Origin of the sequence: Mycobacterium paraintracellulare (assembly GCF_000276825.1) — a bacterium.
Classification (GTDB): Bacteria; Actinomycetota; Actinomycetes; order Mycobacteriales; family Mycobacteriaceae; genus Mycobacterium; species Mycobacterium intracellulare.
On the sequence record NC_016948.1, the window covers coordinates 1,911,489 to 1,932,743 of the forward strand.

Genomic DNA, 21,255 nt, shown 5'->3' on the forward strand with positions numbered 1-21,255 from the left:
AGACTCAACTCGTCAGCCGCAAGACGTCGGCGAGCGCGCGCCGCGGCGTGGGTGGTGGTGCCGCGTCGAGTGCCGGTGCGACACCCACTCGGATCAACACCTGGGGGAGGTCGGTGTGGCCCGTCAGTGCCGCGAGTAGTTCACGGCTGACCGATAGTTCGGTCAGTTGCGATACGGGGCAGGTGGCCAAACCGGCCATCGTGCATTCCAAAAGGACGCTCGACAGCACCTCGCCGCACGCCAGCGCGTTGGCGTGACTGTCATCTTCGGTGGACAACATCAGGATCTTCGAGAAATCCCGCGTCACCCCGCCGCGCCTGTCCAGATTGCGGGTGAAGGGAAAGTGGCGATTGACGCCTACCCGCTCCGACTCGGCGGCCGAAATCAACGAGCTGTAGGGGATCCCTTCCGATGCTTCGAACGGCGCTGTCCACCAGTCGAGTTCGATATGGTACGAGGAGTCATACAGGCGCAGCGACTCGGTGAACGCGGCGGCTTCGGCCAACCGCGGGCGCATCTCCTCCGGCAGTACATCCAATCGCACCGCGCCGGTGCCGAGCCGGCCGCGAAGCGCGGCCTCCAACGATTCCCAGTCGACGGGCGCGAGGAACGGCAGCCGATCGGTTCGGCGTCGCAGGATCGCGTCGGCGCGTCGCCGCTGCTCGTCCGTCACTGCGTCCGTGGGGACGAAGGTCACCCGGGCCAGGTGCGCGGGATTGTCCGGATCGGGAAACCGGTCGACCTCGGCGCTCCAGCCCGCGGCGGCCATCGCCACCCGAAGGTGTTCGAGCGCACCGCCGCAGCCGATGTGGGCCTCGCGCATCGATCGATCCGCGTGTACGACACGGGTCACATCGAGAAACAGGTCCAGCCGGGGGCCATCGGCCACCCACCGCCACGGTTGGGTGTTGTACAGGGACGGGGCGCGGCATGCCAACCGGACCGCGTTCTCGATGACCTGGGCTTCCACCATGGTGTCCAACACGGCGCACCTCCGGTTTCTCTGGTGTCCCAATGTCGTTCGCTACCGAAGACATGTGGGGCGTGTGGTGCTATTATTAATGAATAATATCATCGAAATAGCTGGAAGGCAACCGGACGAGAGGACGGACGGGGTGGGCGAGCAGCACGGAGACGAGGCCGGACGGCCGCACCGCGCGGCACAGAACCGGCAGCGCCAACGAGTTCTTGAACTGGTGCGCGAGCATGGCGAACCGGTCGATGCGGCCGAACTCGCCGCGCGGCTTGGGCTGCACACGACGACGGTGCGTTTTCATCTCGACGCGTTGTGCGCCGAGGGACTGGTCGAGCGGACCCGGATCACGAGGACCGGTGTGGGCCGGCCCCGCACCGGCTACCGCGCGGTGCGCGAGCGACTGGACTATCGAATCCTTGCCGAAATATTGGCCTTGGAGCTCGGTGACACCGCCGACAAGAGGCGCCGCCGCGCCGAAGCCGCCGGCCGGCGCTGGGCGGAACGGATCACCGACGACGGCCCGGACGAAGACGCTGCGGGACAACATGTTCGCGCCGACACCGCACCGAAGGAGGCCGTCGAGCAGCGGTCGGCGATGATCACGACGATGTTCGAACGGATGGGATTCGGTCCCGAACCGGTTCCCGCTCGACGATCGTCCCGTGGCGACCAGCGGACCATTCGCCTGCACAGCTGCCCGGTCCGTGATCTGGCTCGTGATCATCCCGAGGTGGCCTGCGCGTTGCACCGGGGCCTGCTGCAGGGCCTGGCGGGCCCGACGAAGCCGGTTGGTTCGGCGCCGGGGATGGAGGTCGAATTGGAGCCGTTCGTCGAACCCGAATTGTGTCTGGCCACGGTGATCGCGCATGACTGAGTTGTGTGTTCCCGTTGGCCAGGCGGACGCAGATCTGGTCGCCCGCGCGGACATCGAGGCGCTGTTGCGCCGGTTTTATGGCCGGGTGATGTTCGACGACACCCTCGCCGAACCCTTCTCGGAGTTGCGGAGCAAGGGCCTGGAGTCGCACATCCCGGTGATGGCCAACTTCTGGGAAACGGTGCTGTTCCGCGCCGGACTGTACCGCGGCAGCGCATTGCACGCCCACCGGCACGTCCACGAACGAATCCCGTTGGGCGACCGTCACTTTGTCCGCTGGCTGACCGTCTGGAACGACACCGTCGATGAGATGTTCCGGGGGCCCATCGCGGAGCGCGCCAAGATCCAGGGCGCCCGCATCGCCTGGGCGATGCACCGACGGCTGACGGGCGCGGACTCGCCGGAACTCGACAGCCTGGTCCCGCGCTGAACGCCGAGGGGCGTACTACCGGCGAAAGAATTTGCGCCCCAGCCAGGCCGCCGGGTCGTATCTGCGGCCGGCGACGCGTTCCTTCATGGGAATGATGGCGTTGTCGGTGATCTTGATGTTCTCCGGGCAGACCTCGGTGCAGCATTTGGTGATGTTGCACAGTCCCAGTCCCTGCTGATCGTGGGCGAGGTCTCGTCGATCGGCGGTATCGAGGGGATGCATCTCCAGTTCGGCGAGGCGAATGAACATGCGTGGTCCCGCATACGCTCGCTTGTTGTCCTCGTGGTCACGGATCACGTGGCAGACGTTCTGGCACAGGAAGCATTCGATGCACTTGCGGAACTCCTGCGAGCGCTGGATGTCGACCTGGGCCATCCGGTACTCACCGGGACCAAGATCCTTCGGCGGTGCAAAAGACGGTATCTCTCTGGCCTTTTCATAGTTGAACGAGACATCGGTGACGAGATCGCGAATTACCGGGAAGGCTCGCATCGGGGTGACGGTGACGGCTTCGTTCTCGGTGAAGCTCGACATGCGGGTCATGCACATCAACCGCGGGTAGCCGTTGATCTCCGCGGAGCACGACCCACATTTGCCCGCTTTGCAGTTCCAGCGCACTGCGAAGTCGGGAACTTGCGTGGCCTGCAGCCGGTGGATGATGTCAAGTACGACCTCGCCCTCGTTGACTTCGACGGAGAACTCGTGGAATTCGCCCCCGTGCTCGTCGCCGCGCCACACTCGAATATTCCCGTTGTAAGTCATCAAACGCCTCCGTCCCGTCAGTAGGCTATGCATCCAATCGGTCCCTGCCGCGCAGGAAATAGCCAGCGAGCCGACAACTTCCTTAAATCAAGGATTGTTGCCATCGCGTCCTTCAACTACGGCGGCAGGATTTTCCACTTGTGGTTCACCGTCAGGTAGCGAAGTCCGTCCGGGCCGGCGATGAACTGCGGACGCGCCCGACCTGGGAGCCATAACACGGCGCCGGGCGCCAGTTGGATCGTGTTCTTTGCGGTGGTGAGCCGGCCGCTACCGGACAGCACGTGGATCATGGCGTCGACTTCGGTTCCGGGGGCGTCGATTTCGCCGTCGGGCGGCAGCGTGACAATGTTCCAGTCCAGGTGTTGTTCGCGCATGCCGGACCGCTTGGCCACTCGGGCGTTTTCGGGCAATCGGCCTGTCGGCAAGCCGGCATCGGCGGCCAGGACCGTCGATCGCGTGCCGGCCTTGGGCAGCCGCGCGGCGCCGAGTTCGTTGTCGGCCAGGGGTTTCGCGTTGTCGGTCATCGGCGCCCACTCCATCTGGTTTATACAACCGCACTTGTGTAAACTCTACAGCATGGCATATGTGATAGGGAAGCCATGCGTGGACGTGATGGATCGGGCCTGCGTCGAGGAGTGCCCGGTCGACTGCATCTACGAGGGTGGCCGCGCGCTGTACATTCATCCCGACGAGTGCGTGGATTGCGGGGCGTGCGAACCCGTTTGCCCCGTCGAGGCGATCTACTACGAGGATGACCTGCCCGAGGAGTTGCAGCCGTATCAGGCGGACAACGCGGCGTTCTTTTCCGACACGCTGGAGGGCCGTGACGGGCCTCTCGGGTCGCCGGGCGGGGCCGCCAAGATCGGCCCGCTCGGCGTCGACACACCGCTGGTGGCCAGCCTGCCCAAGCAGGAACCCGAGGAAGGGTGAGCGCGGTCGTCATGCCACGCGAGGCGCCGCGGGGAATCTCGGGGTGAATGTCGCGGGCGTGCCGCTGCTCGTCGCCTCGTGACGTGATCCTCGCCTCGCCCATCACATCCGCCCGTACGCGACGGCCATCAGAAGAAAGATCCCCGCGACCAGAAGAAACATCGTCGCCAGCGGGTCGATCACATCGAAAATCATGGGATCGCCGTCAGCTGAGGCCCGCGAGGTGAACGCCGTAGGGGACGGCCTTCAGGAGGGTGACGCTGAGTGCGACACCGCTGGGCAGGGTATAGCTTCGCTGCTCGCCTGGACGCGCACCGGCGATGGCGGCGCCCAGCGGTGATCGGATCGAATAGACCTCCATGCCACCGTATTCGGCGCCGCGCACGCTGAACAGAAAGGTTTCGACCTCGCCGGTGTCGTCGTAGCGGATGGTCAAAACCATGCCGGGCTCGGCGATCCCGTCGTCGGGTGGATCCTCACCGACGACCGCGTCGACCAACAACTCATGAATCCGTCGAATGCGGACCTGCCACGCGCGTTGGACAGCGATCGAGTTGTCGTCATTGGCACTGCCGACGGCGTTGGTGTCACACAACTCCCGCAGCGTCGCCAGTTCCCGTTGGAGCCGCTCATAGGCCTGCGGCGAAATCCATGCGGGTTGAGTGCTGGTCATATCTTTCCCTTTCTTCTGACAGCGTTCGAGTGCGCGAGAATGTGGGGTTGGTCCCGCCGGCGCGGGCGAGCCCTCGCCGAAGGTTTGACGTGGGGGTTATCGGGTGGCGTTGCGGAGGGTTCTGTTCCGCGGGTCGAACTCCGCGAGAGCCTGGGGCTGCTTGCCGGTGGTGATCTGTTCGGCCAACAGCCGCCCGGTCACCGGGCCGTGTGCCAAACCCCACATGCCGTGCCCGCCGGCCACATACACGCCACGCACCAGCTCACCGATCAGCGGGCGGCCATCGGCGGGGACCGCGCAAGCACCGGCCCAGACATTGCTGCGCGCGGCCCAATCCACCCCGTCGAGTAGGGAACTGGCGTCGTCGGCGATGGCCTCCACCCGCTCGCGTGGGTGCGGCTGGTGGTGTCGGCGGAGTTCCAACGCGCCTGAAACACGCAGCGCCCCTTTGTAGGGCGTGCACGCGACGCGAATGTCGGGCAGGTAGATCGGCGCCAGTATCGGGCGGTCCACCGGCACGGTGAACGAGTAGCCGCTCTGGGCCTGGACGGGGACGCGCAGCCAGCGGCCGGCCAGCCGCGACAACCGATCACCGGTGGCGATGACCGCGGCATCGGCGGTCAGCGGGTCGCCGCGGCGCGGGTGCACCACGGCCCCGTGATTCCAGCCGTGGACGTCGTCGACTTCCAGCCTGTGCATCGCCGCCCCGCGGGCCAGCACCGAGCGGCCCAGGGCTTCGACGAACCGTCGCGGGTCGACGAACCGCTGTCCATTGATGTTCAGCCCCGCGGTGACTTCCGGGGAGGCCAGGGGCACTTGCTCGCGCAGCGCCGCGCCGGAGAGCGCGGTGACATACATTGGCTGTCCCGCGTTTTCGAGCTGCTGCAGCGATTCCAGCATGCGCTGCGCCTCTTTGGTGCTGCGAAACAGCGCGGTGATCGGCGCGTCGGTGACCGGTGCGTCGACCCCGTTGGCGATCAGCACGTCGAAGGCTTCGATGCAGTCCTCGTTGAGCGCCACGCCGGCGCGCAGGGCCCGCTGCGACGACGCACGCCGATGAGGCGCGGACAGCTGCATGAAAATGGCCCCCAGGTGCGCGCCGAGGGTCGACGGCAGCTGCGGCGGCATGGCCGGCTCGCGAACGGCCTGCCATTCGTCGCGCAGCACGCCGGCGGGCTGGAGCGGAAAAGTCAGTGCCGGGGCGATCCATCCCGCATTGCCCCATGACGCGCCCGCTGCAACGCCCGCGCGGTCGACCACCGTGACGTCGACACCACGTTCCTGGAGGAACCACGCCGTGGACAACCCGGCGACGCCGGCGCCCACGACGATCACGGATCTGGGCCCGCCGTCAATAGATTCGACGCCACCCATCGCGCACCTCCGCAACTGATCTTCTGACTGGTGAAGTCCATGGTGGTGTGGACGGGTGCCGCGGTGGTTGCCGGAATCCGACAATGCGGGACTGGGCCGTTGTGCCGAACCGACAACGCCGTTGCTGCCGTTACCTCATCGATGCCCAACCAGGCTGTCGAAGTCCCGTTGCCATCGGGCGTAGCGCGACCGGTCGAGGGCGACACGGACGACGCCGAACAAGCCCGCCGCCAACAAACTCACGGTGGACCAAGTCGCCACGGCGAACGCCACCCCCGCGTCGACAGCGGTCCGCACCGCTGGGCGCACCGGGGCGCCCTTGCCATCGACCCAAATCTCAAACGCGTCACCGGACTTCACGTTCAACGGCGCGGAAACGTCACCGGTGTGCTCGATCCCGTCGACCGACCATCGTGCAGGCACCGTCACCGTTGGGCTTTCGAGATCCCTGCGCGAGTGGCTGTCGCCGATGGACGTCGCGGTCACCTGCCGGCGAGCCTGCTCGGCGTGAACGCGGCTGCTGGACTCGTGGACGGCGGTGCCCACGGCAGCCCCGATGGGAACCCCCAGCAGCGAGATCGCGACGGCCAACACCAACACCAGCGCCTCCACCCGGTCGCTGGCGCGTATCAGCGGGTTGTGCCCGAACAGCCGCGAGGACAGTCCCCGCGGCAACGGCACGGTGAAGCTCTCCATGGCGGCGCCATCGTCCGGGTCGCCTGCGGGCCGAAGATGATCGGGACGGTGGGTGCTCATCGGATGTTTCCTATCGACGGGTCGGCGCGGGCTTTGATCGCACACGGCAGCCGGAAACACGCCGCCACTGAAACCGGCCACGGGTGACAACCTCATGATGGCGGGCATGATCGCCACAGGGTTTGCCGAGCCAAGACAACCGGGCCGCGGCGCTTTGTCGGATCCCGACAGCCCCGTCGGTCAGTCGGTGTCGGTTGCCGCGAGCTCGATCATCATCGCCAGCCGCTTTCTGGCGTCGTCCAACGACAGGTTGGTGAGCTCGGCCATTTTGCGCAGCCGGTAACGGACGGTGTTCTCGTGCACTCCCAGGCGTTCGCCGGCCTCGGTCGGGTCGCCCTGGGCCTGTAGCCACGCTCGCAGCGTGAGCACGTAGTCCGTGCCGTTGGCCTGGTCGTGGCGGCGCAGTTCGGCCACCGGTCCGCGGGTCGGGGCGCGCCCTGAGCGTGCCGCGGCTCGCAGCCGCTGCAGCAGGATGTCGTCCCACGACTCGTCGTAGGCCGGCGGCGCGGCGTTCGGCGACATCTCGTGCAATGCCAGGCATTCGTCGGCCTCCTGGCGGGCGGCGGCGAGGTCCGCCAGCTCGGCCACCCCGCTGATCCCGGCGATCACCGTCACCCGCTCGGGCAGGGCCGCGTGCAAAGTCGTCACCCAGCGCCGCGCCGTCGCCGCGTCCTCGCCGGGGAGCACGGTGTAGACGATATTGCCCGCCAACGCGCTGCGCCCCGGCCGTGACCAGCCGAACCCCGTGGTGGCGCGCTCGAACGCCAACAGCAACGCCGCATCGCGGTCGGCCCCGACGAACGCCTGCACCGCGATCACGCGCAAACCGTTGTGCGCCAGGCCCAGCCTGCTCGCCACCGTGGACGCGTCGGCCGCGCCCTCCAGCAACCGGATCACCAGTTCGGACTCGACCTGGCGCTCCAGGTCGGCGCTCGCGCGCGACCGCAGCAGGTGCAGGGCCACGGTGTGCGCGCCATCGGCCAGGGCCCCGCGCGCCGCGTCGTCCAGCGGCGCCGGGCATGCCACCCACACCGACCCGATCAGTTCCGCGCCGGATCGCACCGCGACCACCATGCGTCCGGTCAGGCCCTGGTCAGGGGCCTCGGCGATAAACAGCGGCTCGTCGGAGACCGCCAGGTGAGCCAGCACCCCACGCGCCTCGAACAGCGCGCGTAGTGGTTCCGGCGTCTGCCGTCCAAGGATCGTCTCGACCCGTGCCGGGTCTGCATGTTGCTGCAGCCTCGAGTACGCCAACACCCGCAACAGACGGTCGTGGATGACGACGGCGCTACCGATCGCGTCTGCCAAACTATCGGCCAGCGCGAACAGATCGGTTGGGCCGCGGCCGGATTCCGTCTCGCGACCTTCCAGCACCAGGCCGTAGACCACCGCCGCGACCGCGCTCCATGACACCGCCTCGTCGATGACCATCACCGCGCCGACACCGGCGTCACTGTCAAAGGTCACCGGTGCGTCACGGTCGCGCAGCACCACCACGATCGCGCGGGCCGACGCCGCCCAGCGCACCGCCTCGTCGTGGGAGCCGGCGCCGATGGCCAGCAAAACGTCGCCGACGACCGGCCGTTCGGTGGGCGGCTCGTGGACGACCACGCTGCGCAGCTCGGTCGAGCGGGGCACCGACGACCAACGCAACCGGACGCCATACCCACCCAGGACGTTCACCAGGCGGTCCAGTGTGATCATGCGCCGGCTCCAACGGTGTGCAGAAACGAGAGGTAGGTGCCTTGTATTGTGCCCCGGATCGCGAGCGGTAAGCCGATTGTGGCTGCGGAGTCGGAATTCGCAGCGGTCTACCGCGGGTTTCGGCCGGACCGCCCTACGCGGTCAGCCGCAGTGAGGCAAGCCATTACGCCGCGCCAGCCGTCCCATGCGGTCCGTTCTGGTCAACGCGCCCGACGACGTCTAGACTTTTCACAATTTCATTTGTAAAAACATAGGGCGGGCATGTGCCGCGCGGGCCGCGATCAGCCACCGGCCGGCGATGGGCATCTGCGAAGAAAGGGCAGCGGCGCAATGAGTTTTCGCGACGACGGCAAGGTGTACCTCGAAGTCGGGGTCAACGAAGACGCCAGCAAGGATGAAAACCCGAATGTGCCCTACGGCGCCGAAGAGACGGCGCGCGACGTGGTCGAGTGCATGCAGCGCGGAGCCACCGCCGTCCAATTCCATGCCCGCTACGACGACGGCCGGCAGGCGTGGGCCAACGACGAGCTCTCCCGCACCATCCTGGCTGCCGCGGCCCGCGACGTCGACCCGTTGGCCTACCCGGGCTACGCCGGTAGCCTCGACCACATCTGGGCGCTGGCCGAGCACCCACCCGCCGGTACGGGACTGCTGCTCGCGCCGTTCGACCCCGCCCAACACGTCAAGCGTGTGCTGTGGCAGGAGGACGAAAACCAGTTCAAGACGGTCGGTTTCGACGATTCGAACGGTTCGCAGCCGTCTTACCCGCCCGAACTCGACCGGTTCACCAAGCTGGGCCTGGTGCCCAGCATCGGTGTGTTCAACGACGTCGACTTGCGCTGGGTGATACTGGCGGCCCGCATCGGGATCTTGCGGCAACCGCTCAACATCAAGTTGTTCTTTTCCGATCGCTGGGTCTCCTATAACGATCCCGACCCCGATGTCCTCGATTACCTGGTCTCGCGCATCCCGAAGTGGATCGACCACGAGATCGTTGTCGTTCCGTATGCGATGAGCTCCGCCGAACGGCGCCAAGAGCTTTGGGAACATGCGCTCAACCGCGGGCTCGGCATCCGGGTGGGCATCGGGGATTGCCCGACGATATCGCGGACGACCACCAACGCCCAGCTGGTGGATCGCGCGGTCAACCTCGTGACCAAACGGGAACTCACGCCCGCCACGCAGGATGACGTACGCGCCCGCTTCGCCGCGGCCGAGGTGGATGAAAGCGAGTTGGTAAGGGTCGTCGTCAACCGGAACCGGTGTATGGGATGGGGCGTCTGCTACTCGCACGCGCCAGAGATCTACCAACCCGATGCCGAGGGCTACTGTGTCGTCGTGAAGCCCCACGTCGACCCCAGCCTGCTGGAGAAGGCCCTCGAGGGCGCGGGGAGCTGCCCGGAACGGGCGATCCGCGTCGAGGTGTGACATCGCCTCGCGGCCGGACGATGCCCAGCGAGGATCACGGCGGGGGTGTCACCGAGCGCTGCAGGAAAGGCGTGAGTATGTCGACGGGCAGTGGGAAAACCACGGTCGAATTCTGATCGGCGCCCAACTCCAAAAGTGTTTGCAGGTACCGGAGTTGAAGCGAGGCCGGATTCTTCGACAGGGTCTCGGCGGCCTGGCTCAGCTCGTCGGACGCCTGTAGTTCGCCGCGGGCGTTGATGACCTTGGCGCGGCGTTCACGCTCGGCTTCGGCCTCCCGGGCCATCGCCCGCTGCATGGATTCGGGGATCTCGACGTCCTTGATTTCCACGACCCGGACCTCGATCCCCCAGGGCCGGGTCTGCGCCTCGATGATGGTCCGAAGATCGTTGTTGAGGTCCTCGCGTTGGGCCAGCAGGGTGTCGAGGTCCGCGCGGCCCAGCAGCGAGCGCAGGGTGGTTTGCGCGATCTGTGAGGTGGCCACCGCGTAGTTCTCCACGGCGAGAATCGCTTTGAGCGGGTCGACCACCTGAAACATCACCACCGCATTGACCCGGGCGGGCACGTTGTCGCGGGTGATCACCTCCTGCGGCGGGATGGTCAATGTCACCACCCGCTGATCGACCCGAATCATCTTGTCCACCAACGGAATCAACCACCGCAGGCCCGGCCCGTACAACGGGCGGGCATGGCCCATCCGGAACACCACGCCACGCTCGTACTCGCGCACCACCGCAAGCGAAAGAAATGTCAGCACGACCACCAGCACCGCGATTGTCACCCCGGCCACCCACAGCAGCGCGCTCACGTCGCCGCGTCCTTCTCCGGTCGGCCCGCGCCCCAGCGGGTCGAATAGCGGTCGACCGCGAGAGCCGCCTGGTCTTCCAGCGCGGAGCGGTGCGCCACGTGCCCGGGAGCGTTGGACGGGGTACGCCACAAATGGCCCGCCAGCGGCGTCCCCGCCGCCAGCGCGATGGCTATGACGCCGATCAGTACCAGCAGGTCGGCGGGGGAGTGCAGCCTGGCAAGCATCACCAGCGGCATCACCACCCCCAAAGCTGCTACGCAGCAAGCGATGCCGCGGTGAAAGCGTCCGGCTTCGGAATGCGGCCAGGGGTCGATCTCGCGGCTGATCTCGCGCCCGTGCGCCGAAGTCGTACAGGTCGATTTGACCGGGCAGCTGTTGCACACGCTGGGCTTGGCCCGGTAACGCATCACCCGGTGCTTCGGATCGAAGGAACTCGGCCACAGCCACTGGTCCTCCGGGCACACCCACGCGTCATGGTCGGCGTGGTAGCGGAATTGGCCGCTACGCCACTGCGCGGCGCGCTGCGACACGCGCCGTGCCATCGCGTCGACACCCCAGGCGGTGGCCACCAGTGCCAGTGCGTACCCGGCAACCAGCCATGCCGCGGCGGTGGGGGATGTCATCGTCAACCCTTCTGCGATGCAGCCGGAGTCGGGTCGAGTTCGGTGTAGAGCGGATGTTCGTGCAGCTCGTCGCTGGTCGGCGCGCGTCGGACGTTGCGTATCGCGGTCCACGCGATCCAGACGAACGGCAAGACACCGCCGAGGATGAAGACGAAATCGCCGGGCAGCCGCAGCCATTCGATCAGCGAGTTGCCGGGACGGGTGAGGTAGCCCAGCGACCGCGCCTCGAAATACCCCGTGCTCACGGAGTGGTACAGCTGCAACACCCCCAGCGGCAGCAAGGTGGCGAACACCATCCACGCCAGCCCGATGTTCATGCACCAGAAGGACAGCCGCGCCCACTTCTCCGGCCACTTGTCGGCCGGGATCGCGTAACGGAAGGCGAACATGGCCAGCCCGACGGCGAGCATGCCGTACACACCCATCATCGCTCCATGGGCGTGGTTGGCGGTCAGGGCGGTGCCGATCTGGTAGTAGGACACGATGGGCAGGTTGATCAGGAACCCGAAGATGCCCGCGCCCAAGAAGTTCCAGAATCCAACCGCCACCAGGAACATGACCGCCCAGCGATGCGGGAACGGTGTTTCGTGGCTTTGTTGGCGAGATCCCAGCTGCAGGAACGCCCAGGCCTCGACGGTCAGGAAGGTCAGCGGGATCACTTCGGCGGCGGAGAAGAACGCGCCCAGCGCCATGTGTTCCACGGGCGTGCCGGAGAAATACAGGTGGTGCATCGTCCCGATCACACCGCCGGCGGAGTACAGGATGATGTCGAGGAAGATCACTCCGAGCGCGATCCGCTCGCGCACCACCCCGAGCAGGACGAAGATGTAGGCCACCATCACGGTGGTGAACAGCTCGAGGAAGTCCTCCACCCACAGGTGGACCACCCAGAACCGCCAGAAGTCGGCCACCGAGTAGTGGGTGTCGTGGCCCGCCAACAGGCCCACGGCGTAGAAGGCCGGGATCGCCAGGCCGGTGAAGAAGAACATCCACGGCAGGTTCATCTTCGACTCGCCCTTGAGCTTGCCGCGGATGCCGCGCCAGATGATCGCGATCCACAGGAACAGGCCGACCGTCAGCAGGATCTGCCACAGCCGCGGCAGGTCGAGGAATTCCCACTGCTGGGAGAACAAGCCACCCGCGGGAATCACCCCGTAGATCGAGAGGGCCTCGCAGATCAATGAGCCGCCCACCACCAAGACGAGCGCGCCCAGCAGCCCGTACACCAGCCAACTCTGCCGTCGCGGTTCCCGGCGGCTGATGAAGGGCACCAGGAAGATTCCCCCCGCCAGAAACGCGGCCGCCGTCCAAAACAGCGACAACTGCACGTGCCAGGTGCGGGCGAGGTTGAAGGGTAACAGCTTGGCCAGATCCAGCCCGTAGAACGCCGACAGGTCGGCGCGGTAGTGCTCGACGGCGCCACCCATCAGGGTCTGCGCCAAGAACAGCACCGAGACGATCGCGAAGATCCAGATCGCGGCGCGCTGCGAGGCGGTCAGTCCCACCTCGCCGGGCTGGCGGAACGACAACGTGGATGCCTCCGCGCTGTGCCACCCGATCTTCTGGCTCCACCGCCCGTACACGGCGAACATGATGCCGGTCCCGCCCAGCAACGTGACCAGCGACAACACCGACCACACCACGATCGATGCGGTGGGCCCATTGTCGACCCGCGGCTCGGCCGGCCAGTTGTTGGTGTAGCTGTAACTGTGACCCGGGCGCTCGGCCGCGGACGCCCACGCCGTCCACGCGAAAAACGCGGTGAGGTCATGGATGTCGGCCGTGCTGGTGATCATGTGCGGCAGCAACCCGTACTTGGTGGAGTTCTCGCCGAAGTAATCCGCGTAATGCTGTTGGAGATGGTCGAAGGCGGCCGCCTGCTTATCGGTGAACACCAACGTCTTGGTGTCGGCGTCGTAGCGGTTGGTGCGAAACTCGGCCACCACCCGTTCCTTCGCGTCAGCCGCCCCCTGTGCCCGCCATTGCGCGGCCACATCGTTGGTCGACATGCGCAGATATTCCGCGGTGTAGTCGGGACCGAGGTAAGCGCCATGCCCCAGCACCGACCCGTACTGCATCAGGCCGCGCGCCTGATAGAGCTCTTGGCCGCGGGTGATCTGGGCGTCGGTGAACAGCACCTTGCCCGACTCACTAACAACGTTGGCCGGCAACGGCATTGAGGCGGTGTAGGTCCGGTACACCAAGATGCCCATCACCAAGAACCCGAAGATCATCACCAGCGCCACGCCCTGAGCCCAGCCCTTGCCGATCAACGACGCGGCGGGTGCCGGTGTGGAAGGTCGTGACGGTGCTGATCGGATTGCCATGTGCCGGTGCGCTCCTCGGGCTGAGTGAGGGAGGGAAACGTGTCCGGGTAATTACACAATGGCGATTGTAGAAATTCACTATGAGCTGCATCACGCCCGAGTGCGGGGGCGCATGACCCCGGTTAGCCGGCTAGCGACCGCGTTTCGTGCCCGCCTGCTGGCAAACCCATCCATCGGGTATGCGGCCCGTGACGACGAACCGGGTGAGCTGCGCGCTCGTCGGCGCCGGCAAATCGTAGTCGGCGTGCAGATACACCACCGGCTCCTCTTTGAAGTTGTGCCCGTGCAGTTGGTCCAGCAGCTGGTTGCAGGTGGCGTCGAGCAGTGGACCGCCTGTCCGGTCGGCGAGCAGTCGTGTCAGGGCTTCCATCGTCCGCCATAGCTCGCCGTGTTCACGCATCATCACGAAGACGGGCATCATGATCCCCGCCTTGCGGATCGGCGGGAACAGGAAGGTCTCCTCCAGGTAGATGTGCCGGCGCAGCGCGTCCATCGTCGCCCTCAGCAGCTCGGGTTGCCGGTCGCCGCCGTCGAGCTTTCCGACGAAACATTCGATCGCAGCGCCTATTTCGCGGTGTTGCCGCATGAGTTCGGCGGATAACACCCGGTCGGGCATCACGTGCTCCTCTACGTCAATGTGCAGATCGGGGCGGGCCAGTTCGCAGAAGGTGGCGGGTCAAGCCGGTGGTGTTGCCGGCGACGAGGCAAGGTTCGGTTCCCGTTGCCCGACAGCGAGTCCCTGCTGTAAGCCCCCGATGAGCTGCTGTCGCTGGGCGGGGGCGCCGGCAGGGCTGGTCTGTGCGCAGCTGCAGCTGAGGCCGCCAAAGGGATTGGGGCCGTCGTCACCCGGATCCGGGTCGGCGCCGGCGTGTATCGGCGTCGACGCCCCGAGCGCCACGATGACCGCGGCGCACATCGCCGCGTTTGTCAGGAGCGCCAAAGGTTTTCGGTTCGGCGGCCGGTGCGCAGACCGGTGTGGTGTGGGTGTGTCCATTGCGATTTCCTTCGGATTCGACGAGCTTGCGCCTCCCGGGACGGGCTGCGGACGGGGGCCCTGCATCATCCGGCCACCGGCGAATGCGGGATGAGCGAGACACGCAAACCGACGCGCTGAACCGCACCCTCGGACTCGCGACCGACCATGCCGCCCAGGGGCAGCTTGGACACGGTCGGGCCGGGGGCCGGCGCCGCGGCCCATCCGCCCGGCATGGCGCTGGAGTGGAGGGCCTGCAGGGGCGTGACCGACGAAACGGTGGCGGCCCAACTCGGGGGCACGGACAACGTGCTCAGCGAGCTGGCTTGGCCCACGCCCGCCGCAACTCCGTGACCCAATCCCGCGACCGGCGGGAGATTGCCCAGACCCGCGGCGGCGCCCATACCGCTGATGCCCTCCACGCCGCCGGCGCCCTCGGCCCCCAAAATGGAACCGGCGCCCGCGTAGTCCAGCGCCAACCCCTGGTAGTCCAAACCGAGCCCCTGGTAATCCAAATCGAGCCCGTAGAGGTCTATGCCGATTCCTCCGGTGTCGGCGATCAGGCCTGCGCCGTCGGCGCCGAAACCCGCCGCCTCGCCCGCCAGCGCGCCCGTACCGCCGTCGAGCGCCGGCGCGGCGGCGAGTGTGGAGGCCAGTCCCGTCGCGGCGCCCGCGCCCGTGCTCGCGCTCTTCGTCGCGCCCTTGCCGGAGGCGTTGGTCAGACCCGACAGCGCGCTGAGCGGGGCGGTGGCCCCCGACGATCCCAGCGAAGCGCCCGTGCCCATCGCCGCCTGCGACAGCCCCGTGCTCGAGGACGAGCCGGGTGTCGAAAGGCCTTGCAGGGTTTGCGGCACCGAGGAGGCCCACTGTGTCGCCGTCGCGTGGGCGGTGCTGCCGGATTGCAGCGCCGCGTGGGTGACGGCGCCGATGTGGCCGGCGACGGCGGTCGAAGTCGCCGTTTGGGGCGGCGGCGACGCCACGGGCGAAAGCGCCGAGGCCGACGCCGAACTGGCGGCGTAGCCGTACATCGCGGTCGCGTCTTGCGCCCACATTTCGCTGTACTCGGCTTCGGTCGCCATGATCGCCGGCGTGTTCTGTCCAAAGATGTTCGTTTGGATCAGCGCCAGCAGCCGAATGCGATTGGCCGCGACCAGCGGAGGGGGGACCGTCATCGCGTACGCGGTTTCGAAGGCCGCCGCGGCGGCCGTGGCCTGGGCGGCGGCCTGCTGGCATTGCTCGGCGGTCGCCGTCATCCACGCGATGTAGGGCATGACCGCGGCCACCATCGACATCGACGCCGGTCCCGACCAGGACTCGTCGGTGAGGACGGCGATCACGGCTTGGTAGCTGCCGGCGGCATCAGTCAGCTCGGCCGCCAGCGTCTCCCATCCCGCCGCGGCGGCCAGCAAACTTGCGGGACCGGGCCCCAAATACATCCGACCAGAGTTGATCTCCGGTGGTAACGCGCCAAAATCCATGCCTGTCTCTGTCCCTTGTCAGTTCTCTGGGCGGACCGTCCTGACGCCGCGGCGGTCGCACACGACATCCGGTCACGCAATCGATGTGGTGATGAAAAGCCCAAGTGCCCAACGCATCACGCGACGCGACCTGGTGAGCCCGCATTACCCGGGTTCGTTGGATTGACCTCGCCATTGCGCGAATTTGGCACACCCGTTTCCCGGCAGCACCGGGGTGTGTGTGATGGCCACAACGCATCTGCTGAACGGCCCAGACGCGCCGATCAGCAGATGCCGGGGGCACCGGAGCTGATCGCGGCTAGTGTCTGATCCGCCGCGGGCGGGTATTGCGCGCCGGCGAGGTGACGCGCCCGATCAGCAACGGGCGACGCAGAACTGAATCAAAATATTGTGCCCGGCGGGGCTGGACGCCGGCGCGCGTGCCGGCGTATCGACGCGCTGCTGGGACCAAATTATGCCGAGGGTGGGTGGGGCGGACGATCCGGATTGCCGAGGCGTGGAAAGAGCGAAAGTGCTTCCACGATCACGCTTTAACGCGACGCTCTTGAACGCCTTGTCGTCGTTCACCGTGGATCCGACGCCGAGGCGACGTACCGGAACCGACTCGTGGTCGGAGTGCACGGGGTTGGAAAGCGGGCTGACCGACGAGGCGGCCGCCTCGGGCGGCGAGGCGTTGGCGGCCATTTCGGCTCGCAAAGCCCCGCAACCGAGTACAGCTGCAACGAGCGCCAGCGCAGCAACGATGGCCAACGCGGGTTGCCGTCGCGGCCACCGTGAAAGCAGTCCAACTCCGAAATTCACAGTGCCATGCACTCTACCAGCCGCGATACATCGACAGGCAACGCGTCACGTCCAGCAAAACCCGATCGGGCGCCCTCGTCAGACCATCCGTGGTCCGCCGAAACCCGGAACCGCGCCCACCGGGATCAGTGCCAGCGCGATGACGAGAAGGATGAACAGCCGCACCGTCTTTGGTGTAGGTCGCCGATCGATCTCGGGCCTGCGCGCCGCGAAAAGGAGGAAGACGATCGCGAAGTCGAACGCTACGATCGTCAGCCAACGGGTCCAGTCGAACCCGGTCAGAAAGACCGGAATGACCAGCAGCAGGCCGGCGATTACCCAGGCAGTTCGCCCGCGCAAGGCGTCGACGAACGCGCGCAGCGGGACGCCCGAAAGGGCGCTGAGACCCCACACCGTCACCGCGGCGGCACCGGCGCCGAAGAGCAGTGAGACGGTGAGGCCGAGTGCGCCGATGTGGCCGACGGTTCGGATTGCGTCCGCGATTCCGTTGGCGTAGTTGGGCATCACATTGCGGCACACCCAGTCGTGATAATCGGTTTGGCTCGGTTGTCCCGCAAGCACGTAGTGCATCAGCGTCGCGGGCGATGTGACCGTGGCAAAGGGGTTGGGCACCGGGTGGTGTGGCACCGCCGCGCACAGTTGAGGGGCGATGTCGTGGCGACCGAACGCCGCCACGGCAGCCGTGGTGAGGACTCCCGGCAGCACGGCCAGGAGCATGCCACGGCGCCAGGTGGTTTCCAGGGCCCCGCCGAGGACGATGATTGCCAGGAATGCCCCCAATGCGAACTGCAGCCCTACCGCCTCGTGCACCAGCGTCAAGGCGGCGATGACGGCGCCGTAGGCGGCGCACCATACAGTCGCGACGGGCCGGGATCGTGTGAGCGCCAACGCCGAGCTGAACGCCGCGAGGGCCGCCCCACCGAACAGGTCCGGCCGAGCCGAGAACGCCGCGAACGGGACACCGAATGGCAACAGCGGCAATACCGCCGCGAGCATCAGTCTGCGTTCAGACCGATGGCGACCCGAGACCACCGCACCGGCAACCGTTGCCAGCCCGCCCAAATAGACCAGCGTGGACAGCCAGCGCAGACCGAGCGTGGCCGCGAAGTAGTGGTTCGGGGCCAGCCGGACCAGTTCACCGGCGAGCCCGCGGCGGACGAAGCCATGCGTGTAGTCGGCCGTGTAATACGACATCCAGTACACGTCGAGGGGAACGACCTTGATCGCGAACCACAACACGGCCGCCGCCCACGCCGCGATCGCGACGGCGACACCCACGTGAATGCGACGCGCGCGTTGATCGGCCTCGAGGGCGAGGTCCTCCACCGTCACGACCCGTCCCCATAGACCGTGGTGGCGGACAAACGCAGGTCGGCCAGCGCGTCGCATGCGAGCTCGCTCGTGGCCGCGGTGATGGGGTGGGCGGCGCTGTGGTAGCCGACGATGGTGAGAAACCGGCTGCCGTTGACCGTTCCTGTGCCGCAGAACAATTGGCCGTGTGTTTGCTCGATGCGCGACCGGGTGATGCCCTGCTCGGCCAGCCGCATCGAGAACTCGGTGGCGTCCGCACCGTCGATGCGGCCGACGGCGGCATCGAGGCTGCCGAGGTTTGAGCAGCCCACCGGCAGCTGGCCGGCCGACATGGCGATGCCTTCGGCGCGACGGACCAGCCATCGTGGCGTGAACGGAATGAGTGGCAATCCGGCGAGCATCTCGTTGGGTTGGCGAGCCAAAGACGCCAACAGCTCTTTGACATCCGCACGCACGCCGCTCAAGTCGCCAGCCACGGTGTGGGCGTCGACGGTGAGCGTGATCGAGGTCAGCGCGTTGGCGCGGTCGTCATCGGCGGTGCGATCGCTGACCGGAAGCACCACCGTCACGGAGTTTTCGCCGGGGAGCACCCTGCCCATCCGGTGCGCCAGGCGAGCGGCGAACGCGACGCACAGCGTGTTGCTGCTCCCGCCGAGGCTGCGTGCACGTGCCTCCCATGCCGCGGCATCGGTTTGAATCGTCACCGACCCGAATCCGTTCTGGCGCTGTCCCATTGGGCCGGACGCCCGAGGTGCGCGCGTTTGCGGCTGAGCCTGTCGATCCGCCGAAGCCTTGGCCAGTATCGCCAGCGTCGCGATCAGCGCCCGGACGGCCGCCGGCAGGCTGAGAACGGCGTGGGACAGGTCCTCACGAATCGCGCGCCACCGGCCACGCGAATTCGGCTGTGGGTAGCCGCGATTGAGCGGTTCTCCCTTGACCGCTTCGGTGACGGCCGCTGCCATCGCGAGGCCGTCGACAACGCAGTGTGACGCCACCAGGGTGACCGCCGCCCCACCGTCGTCCAACGGCAGCACGCCGAGGTGAAATGTCGGCCCGTGCTCGGGGTCGACGCGCACCCGCGCGCGCCTTTCGATCCACGCGCCGATCTCGCTCCGTGGGCGCGGCGGTTCGCACGCGATGTCCGGTGAGCGGCTGTCGGCCACCCAGCGATGGCGCCCGAACGGCAGCGGCGAACGCTCGATCCGGCGCCCGAGCAGACCGGCACCGAGATTGTCTCTGAAGGACCGCAATTCGTCGATATCGACGGCGCGGTCATAGACCCATGTGCATTGCACCGTGCTCCCTTGACCGGTGGCGCGCAGCCGCAGAAACGCGGCCTGGTCCAACAGTGCCAGCCTCGTCACTAGCACCCCGCCTCGGCCGCGGCGCGATATCCGCGCACCGCCACCGGCGCGAACACCGCGACCAGGACGCCGGCCCACAGGGCGGCCTGCCACAGCGGCGAGAGCACCGGCCCGCCCTCTGCGAGCGCGCGCATCGCCTCGATCGTCGGCGATATGGGCGAAAAACGGACCACCGGTTGCAGCCAGCCCGGAAAGACCCCGGCGGGCGCGACACCGGTGTTGAGGAACAGCAGCAGCACGCATCCCGCACCCAGCCAGGTCACCATGGCTTTGCCGTCCGCGCGGGCGGCGATCGCGATCACCAACGTCGCCATCCCGGCCGAAATCGCCACGGGCACCAGCACAAAGGCCAGCGCCGCGATCCAGCCGTAGCTGAATCGCAGCCCCAGGGCGACACCGAAGATGGTGAGCACAACGGCGGACGCGGTGGTGCGGGCGGCCTCGGCGACCAGCCGACCCGCCACCGTGCTGGCCCGATGCACCGGCTGCACCCACAACCTCGTCAGTACGCCCGACTCTCGTTCCGCCGGCAAAGCCAAACCGGCACCCAGGGTTCCGAACACGGCGCCCACCACCGCACACATGGGAACCAGCCCGTACAGGCTGTCGTGTCCGGTGACGGCCAGAACGGCTTTGCCGATCAGCAATTTGTAGACGATGAGGAGGAAGGCCGGGAACAGCAGGGCCTGCACCGCGACGATCGGGTCGCGCCGCCAGCGGCGCAGGAGCCGGCCGGCCTCCGACGCGCTGTGGCTGACGAAGGCCGTCAGTGACGGTGCATACGAAACCCGTTGCGTCGCACAACTAGCCACTGCGCCCCGCGACGGCCGCGCGGACGCATCCCGCGCCTGTCGAGCGCCCTGAGACGGGATCCGGACCGTGCGGGGCGCGCGGGGGCGTCCGCCGCCGACGCGTCGCTGCATCCGCACCGCCAAAACGCCGAACAACGGCAGCAGCCCCAGGCACCACGCCGATGCCGCCGCCAGATCCCTACCCGTTGCGTGACCGGCGGCGAGTCCGCGCAACGTGTCGGTGACCCGGGAGACCGGCTGATGACGGACGAACGGGCCCAGCCAGGCTGGAAACGACTCCGCGGGAGCGATACCCGTGGACAACAGGACCAGCACCAGCTGGGGCAGCAGCAGCAATTGGCTCGACGATTCGACGGAGCCGACCCGCGAGCCGAGGGCGTCGGCGCCGAGGCACACCGCCATCGCGAACGCCACGACGATGATCACGAACAGGCCCGTGTCGCCCGGACCGCCGGCCATCCGGAAGCCGAACGACCACCCGACGGCGACAGCGGCGACGAGCGCGACGACCGAGCGTATCAAGCAATAGAGCATCCGCGCGGCCAGCGGCACCGCCGCGGGAACCGGCAAAGTCTTGAGACGAGACCCGAAGCCGGAGAGCCGGTCTCGTGCGGCACGGTCCGCGGTCGTCATCGCCCCGAACAGCATCGCCTGCACGATGACCACCGGGAGGACATATTGCGGATAGGTCATCGAGCCGGGATGGATCAGGCTGCCCAACACCAAGGTGAATCCCAGGAAGCAGCCCACGGGCGCCAGCGCCGCGAACAGCAGGTCGGCATCGCGCCGGGAGCCGGATAGTGTGCGCAAGGTGAGTGCCGCCAAGGCACTCATGCCGAGACCTCGGTCGGCGG

General features: G+C 67.2%; 20 protein-coding genes. 4 read left to right on the plus strand and 16 right to left on the minus strand.

Going from position 1 to position 21,255, the window contains the following annotated elements; translation table 11 throughout:
• Positions 1-4: 4 nt before the first annotated feature.
• Positions 5-985: an Acg family FMN-binding oxidoreductase gene (locus OCQ_RS09015; RefSeq protein WP_014384351.1), complete on the minus strand. Its 981-nt coding sequence runs from the start codon at positions 983-985 to the stop codon at positions 5-7.
• A 130-nt stretch (positions 986-1,115) separates the two neighbouring features.
• On the opposite strand from OCQ_RS09015, the gene OCQ_RS09020 reads away from it, so the two are divergent.
• Both OCQ_RS09020 and OCQ_RS09025 read left to right on the plus strand, forming a co-directional pair.
• A complete protein-coding gene (locus OCQ_RS09020; RefSeq protein WP_014384352.1) occupies positions 1,116-1,850 on the plus strand; it encodes a helix-turn-helix transcriptional regulator in 735 nt (244 codons plus the stop codon).
• A complete protein-coding gene (locus tag OCQ_RS09025; protein ID WP_014384353.1) occupies positions 1,843-2,280 on the plus strand; it encodes a group III truncated hemoglobin in 438 nt (145 codons plus the stop codon). The genes OCQ_RS09020 and OCQ_RS09025 overlap by 8 nt, the downstream gene beginning before the upstream one ends.
• A gap of 15 nt (positions 2,281-2,295) precedes the next feature.
• On the opposite strand, the gene OCQ_RS09030 is transcribed toward OCQ_RS09025, so the two are convergent.
• Positions 2,296-3,042: a succinate dehydrogenase/fumarate reductase iron-sulfur subunit gene (locus tag OCQ_RS09030; RefSeq protein ID WP_041784902.1), complete on the minus strand. Its 747-nt coding sequence runs from the start codon at positions 3,040-3,042 to the stop codon at positions 2,296-2,298.
• Between the two features lie 116 nt (positions 3,043-3,158).
• Positions 3,159-3,566 (minus strand): cupin domain-containing protein, encoded by a 408-nt coding sequence (locus tag OCQ_RS09035; RefSeq protein ID WP_232065583.1) that lies wholly within the window; start codon positions 3,564-3,566, stop codon positions 3,159-3,161.
• A gap of 52 nt (positions 3,567-3,618) precedes the next feature.
• Between OCQ_RS09035 and fdxA the strand changes: the two genes are divergently transcribed.
• Positions 3,619-3,972 (plus strand): ferredoxin, encoded by a 354-nt coding sequence (gene fdxA, locus OCQ_RS09040; protein WP_043954708.1) that lies wholly within the window; start codon positions 3,619-3,621, stop codon positions 3,970-3,972.
• Between the two features lie 205 nt (positions 3,973-4,177).
• On the opposite strand, the gene OCQ_RS09045 is transcribed toward fdxA, so the two are convergent.
• The 4 genes from OCQ_RS09045 to OCQ_RS09060 form a co-directional block, all read right to left on the minus strand.
• Positions 4,178-4,645, minus strand: a complete 468-nt coding sequence (locus tag OCQ_RS09045) for a GreA/GreB family elongation factor (protein ID WP_014384357.1) — start codon at positions 4,643-4,645, stop codon at positions 4,178-4,180.
• A gap of 96 nt (positions 4,646-4,741) precedes the next feature.
• Entirely contained in the window at positions 4,742-6,019 is a 1,278-nt protein-coding gene (locus OCQ_RS09050; RefSeq protein WP_041784904.1) for an NAD(P)/FAD-dependent oxidoreductase, read from the minus strand.
• A gap of 135 nt (positions 6,020-6,154) precedes the next feature.
• The gene (locus OCQ_RS09055) at positions 6,155-6,775 is read right to left on the minus strand and encodes an Rv1733c family protein (RefSeq protein ID WP_051019731.1); all 621 of its coding nucleotides are present in this window, start codon (positions 6,773-6,775) and stop codon (positions 6,155-6,157) included.
• 180 nt (positions 6,776-6,955) lie between these two features.
• The gene (locus OCQ_RS09060; protein ID WP_014384360.1) at positions 6,956-8,479 is read right to left on the minus strand and encodes a PucR family transcriptional regulator; all 1,524 of its coding nucleotides are present in this window, start codon (positions 8,477-8,479) and stop codon (positions 6,956-6,958) included.
• Between the two features lie 330 nt (positions 8,480-8,809).
• Here OCQ_RS09060 and OCQ_RS09065 point away from each other — a divergent pair, with 330 nt between their 5' ends.
• Positions 8,810-9,907 carry a 3-keto-5-aminohexanoate cleavage protein gene (locus OCQ_RS09065; RefSeq protein ID WP_041320890.1) on the plus strand — a complete coding sequence of 366 codons (1,098 nt, stop codon included), beginning with the start codon at positions 8,810-8,812 and terminating at the stop codon, positions 9,905-9,907.
• Positions 9,908-9,941: 34 nt separating this feature from the next.
• Here the strand turns inward: OCQ_RS09065 and OCQ_RS09070 are convergent, their stop codons facing one another.
• From OCQ_RS09070 to OCQ_RS09105, 9 genes are all read right to left on the minus strand, one after another.
• Positions 9,942-10,712, minus strand: a complete 771-nt coding sequence (locus tag OCQ_RS09070) for a slipin family protein (protein ID WP_009976204.1) — start codon at positions 10,710-10,712, stop codon at positions 9,942-9,944.
• A complete protein-coding gene (locus tag OCQ_RS09075; RefSeq protein WP_014384362.1) occupies positions 10,709-11,335 on the minus strand; it encodes a hypothetical protein in 627 nt (208 codons plus the stop codon). The genes OCQ_RS09070 and OCQ_RS09075 overlap by 4 nt, the downstream gene beginning before the upstream one ends.
• 2 nt (positions 11,336-11,337) lie before the next feature.
• Positions 11,338-13,662, minus strand: a complete 2,325-nt coding sequence (locus OCQ_RS09080) for a nitric-oxide reductase large subunit (RefSeq protein ID WP_014384363.1) — start codon at positions 13,660-13,662, stop codon at positions 11,338-11,340.
• A gap of 130 nt (positions 13,663-13,792) precedes the next feature.
• Positions 13,793-14,278 (minus strand): hemerythrin domain-containing protein, encoded by a 486-nt coding sequence (locus OCQ_RS09085; RefSeq protein WP_029248447.1) that lies wholly within the window; start codon positions 14,276-14,278, stop codon positions 13,793-13,795.
• Between the two features lie 443 nt (positions 14,279-14,721).
• On the minus strand, positions 14,722-16,113 hold the full coding sequence (locus tag OCQ_RS09090; RefSeq protein WP_014384367.1) for a PPE family protein: 1,392 nt from the start codon (positions 16,111-16,113) through the stop codon (positions 14,722-14,724).
• A gap of 354 nt (positions 16,114-16,467) precedes the next feature.
• Positions 16,468-16,797 carry a hypothetical protein gene (locus OCQ_RS25940; RefSeq protein ID WP_014384368.1) on the minus strand — a complete coding sequence of 110 codons (330 nt, stop codon included), beginning with the start codon at positions 16,795-16,797 and terminating at the stop codon, positions 16,468-16,470.
• 195 nt (positions 16,798-16,992) lie between these two features.
• A complete protein-coding gene (locus OCQ_RS09095) occupies positions 16,993-18,246 on the minus strand; it encodes a hypothetical protein (protein ID WP_014384369.1) in 1,254 nt (417 codons plus the stop codon).
• A complete protein-coding gene (locus OCQ_RS09100; RefSeq protein ID WP_014384370.1) occupies positions 18,243-19,589 on the minus strand; it encodes a condensation domain-containing protein in 1,347 nt (448 codons plus the stop codon). Before OCQ_RS09100 ends, OCQ_RS09095 begins: the two co-directional genes overlap by 4 nt.
• A complete protein-coding gene (locus tag OCQ_RS09105) occupies positions 19,589-21,235 on the minus strand; it encodes an ABC transporter permease (RefSeq protein ID WP_014384371.1) in 1,647 nt (548 codons plus the stop codon). The genes OCQ_RS09100 and OCQ_RS09105 overlap by 1 nt, the downstream gene beginning before the upstream one ends.
• Between the last annotated feature and the right edge of the window lie 20 nt (positions 21,236-21,255).

Excerpts from the sequence above, each read along its gene's own strand:
- OCQ_RS09050 (WP_041784904.1), bottom strand. The coding sequence starts at position 6,019 with ATGGGTGGCGTCGAATCTATTGACGGCGGGCCCAGATCCGTGATCGTC.
- OCQ_RS09025 (WP_014384353.1), top strand. The coding sequence starts at position 1,843 with ATGACTGAGTTGTGTGTTCCCGTTGGCCAGGCGGACGCAGATCTGGTC.
- OCQ_RS09065 (WP_041320890.1), top strand. The coding sequence starts at position 8,810 with ATGAGTTTTCGCGACGACGGCAAGGTGTACCTCGAAGTCGGGGTCAAC.
- OCQ_RS09085 (WP_029248447.1), bottom strand. The coding sequence starts at position 14,278 with ATGCCCGACCGGGTGTTATCCGCCGAACTCATGCGGCAACACCGCGAA.
- OCQ_RS09045 (WP_014384357.1), bottom strand. The coding sequence starts at position 4,645 with ATGACCAGCACTCAACCCGCATGGATTTCGCCGCAGGCCTATGAGCGG.
- OCQ_RS09075 (WP_014384362.1), bottom strand. The coding sequence starts at position 11,335 with ATGACATCCCCCACCGCCGCGGCATGGCTGGTTGCCGGGTACGCACTG.
- OCQ_RS25940 (WP_014384368.1), bottom strand. The coding sequence starts at position 16,797 with ATGGCCGCCAACGCCTCGCCGCCCGAGGCGGCCGCCTCGTCGGTCAGC.
- fdxA (WP_043954708.1), top strand. The coding sequence starts at position 3,619 with ATGGCATATGTGATAGGGAAGCCATGCGTGGACGTGATGGATCGGGCC.
- OCQ_RS09080 (WP_014384363.1), bottom strand. The coding sequence starts at position 13,662 with ATGGCAATCCGATCAGCACCGTCACGACCTTCCACACCGGCACCCGCC.
- OCQ_RS09060 (WP_014384360.1), bottom strand. The coding sequence starts at position 8,479 with ATGATCACACTGGACCGCCTGGTGAACGTCCTGGGTGGGTATGGCGTC.
- OCQ_RS09090 (WP_014384367.1), bottom strand. The coding sequence starts at position 16,113 with ATGGATTTTGGCGCGTTACCACCGGAGATCAACTCTGGTCGGATGTAT.
- OCQ_RS09035 (WP_232065583.1), bottom strand. The coding sequence starts at position 3,566 with ATGACCGACAACGCGAAACCCCTGGCCGACAACGAACTCGGCGCCGCG.
- OCQ_RS09055 (WP_051019731.1), bottom strand. The coding sequence starts at position 6,775 with ATGAGCACCCACCGTCCCGATCATCTTCGGCCCGCAGGCGACCCGGAC.
- OCQ_RS09105 (WP_014384371.1), bottom strand. The coding sequence starts at position 21,235 with ATGAGTGCCTTGGCGGCACTCACCTTGCGCACACTATCCGGCTCCCGG.
- OCQ_RS09030 (WP_041784902.1), bottom strand. The coding sequence starts at position 3,042 with ATGACTTACAACGGGAATATTCGAGTGTGGCGCGGCGACGAGCACGGG.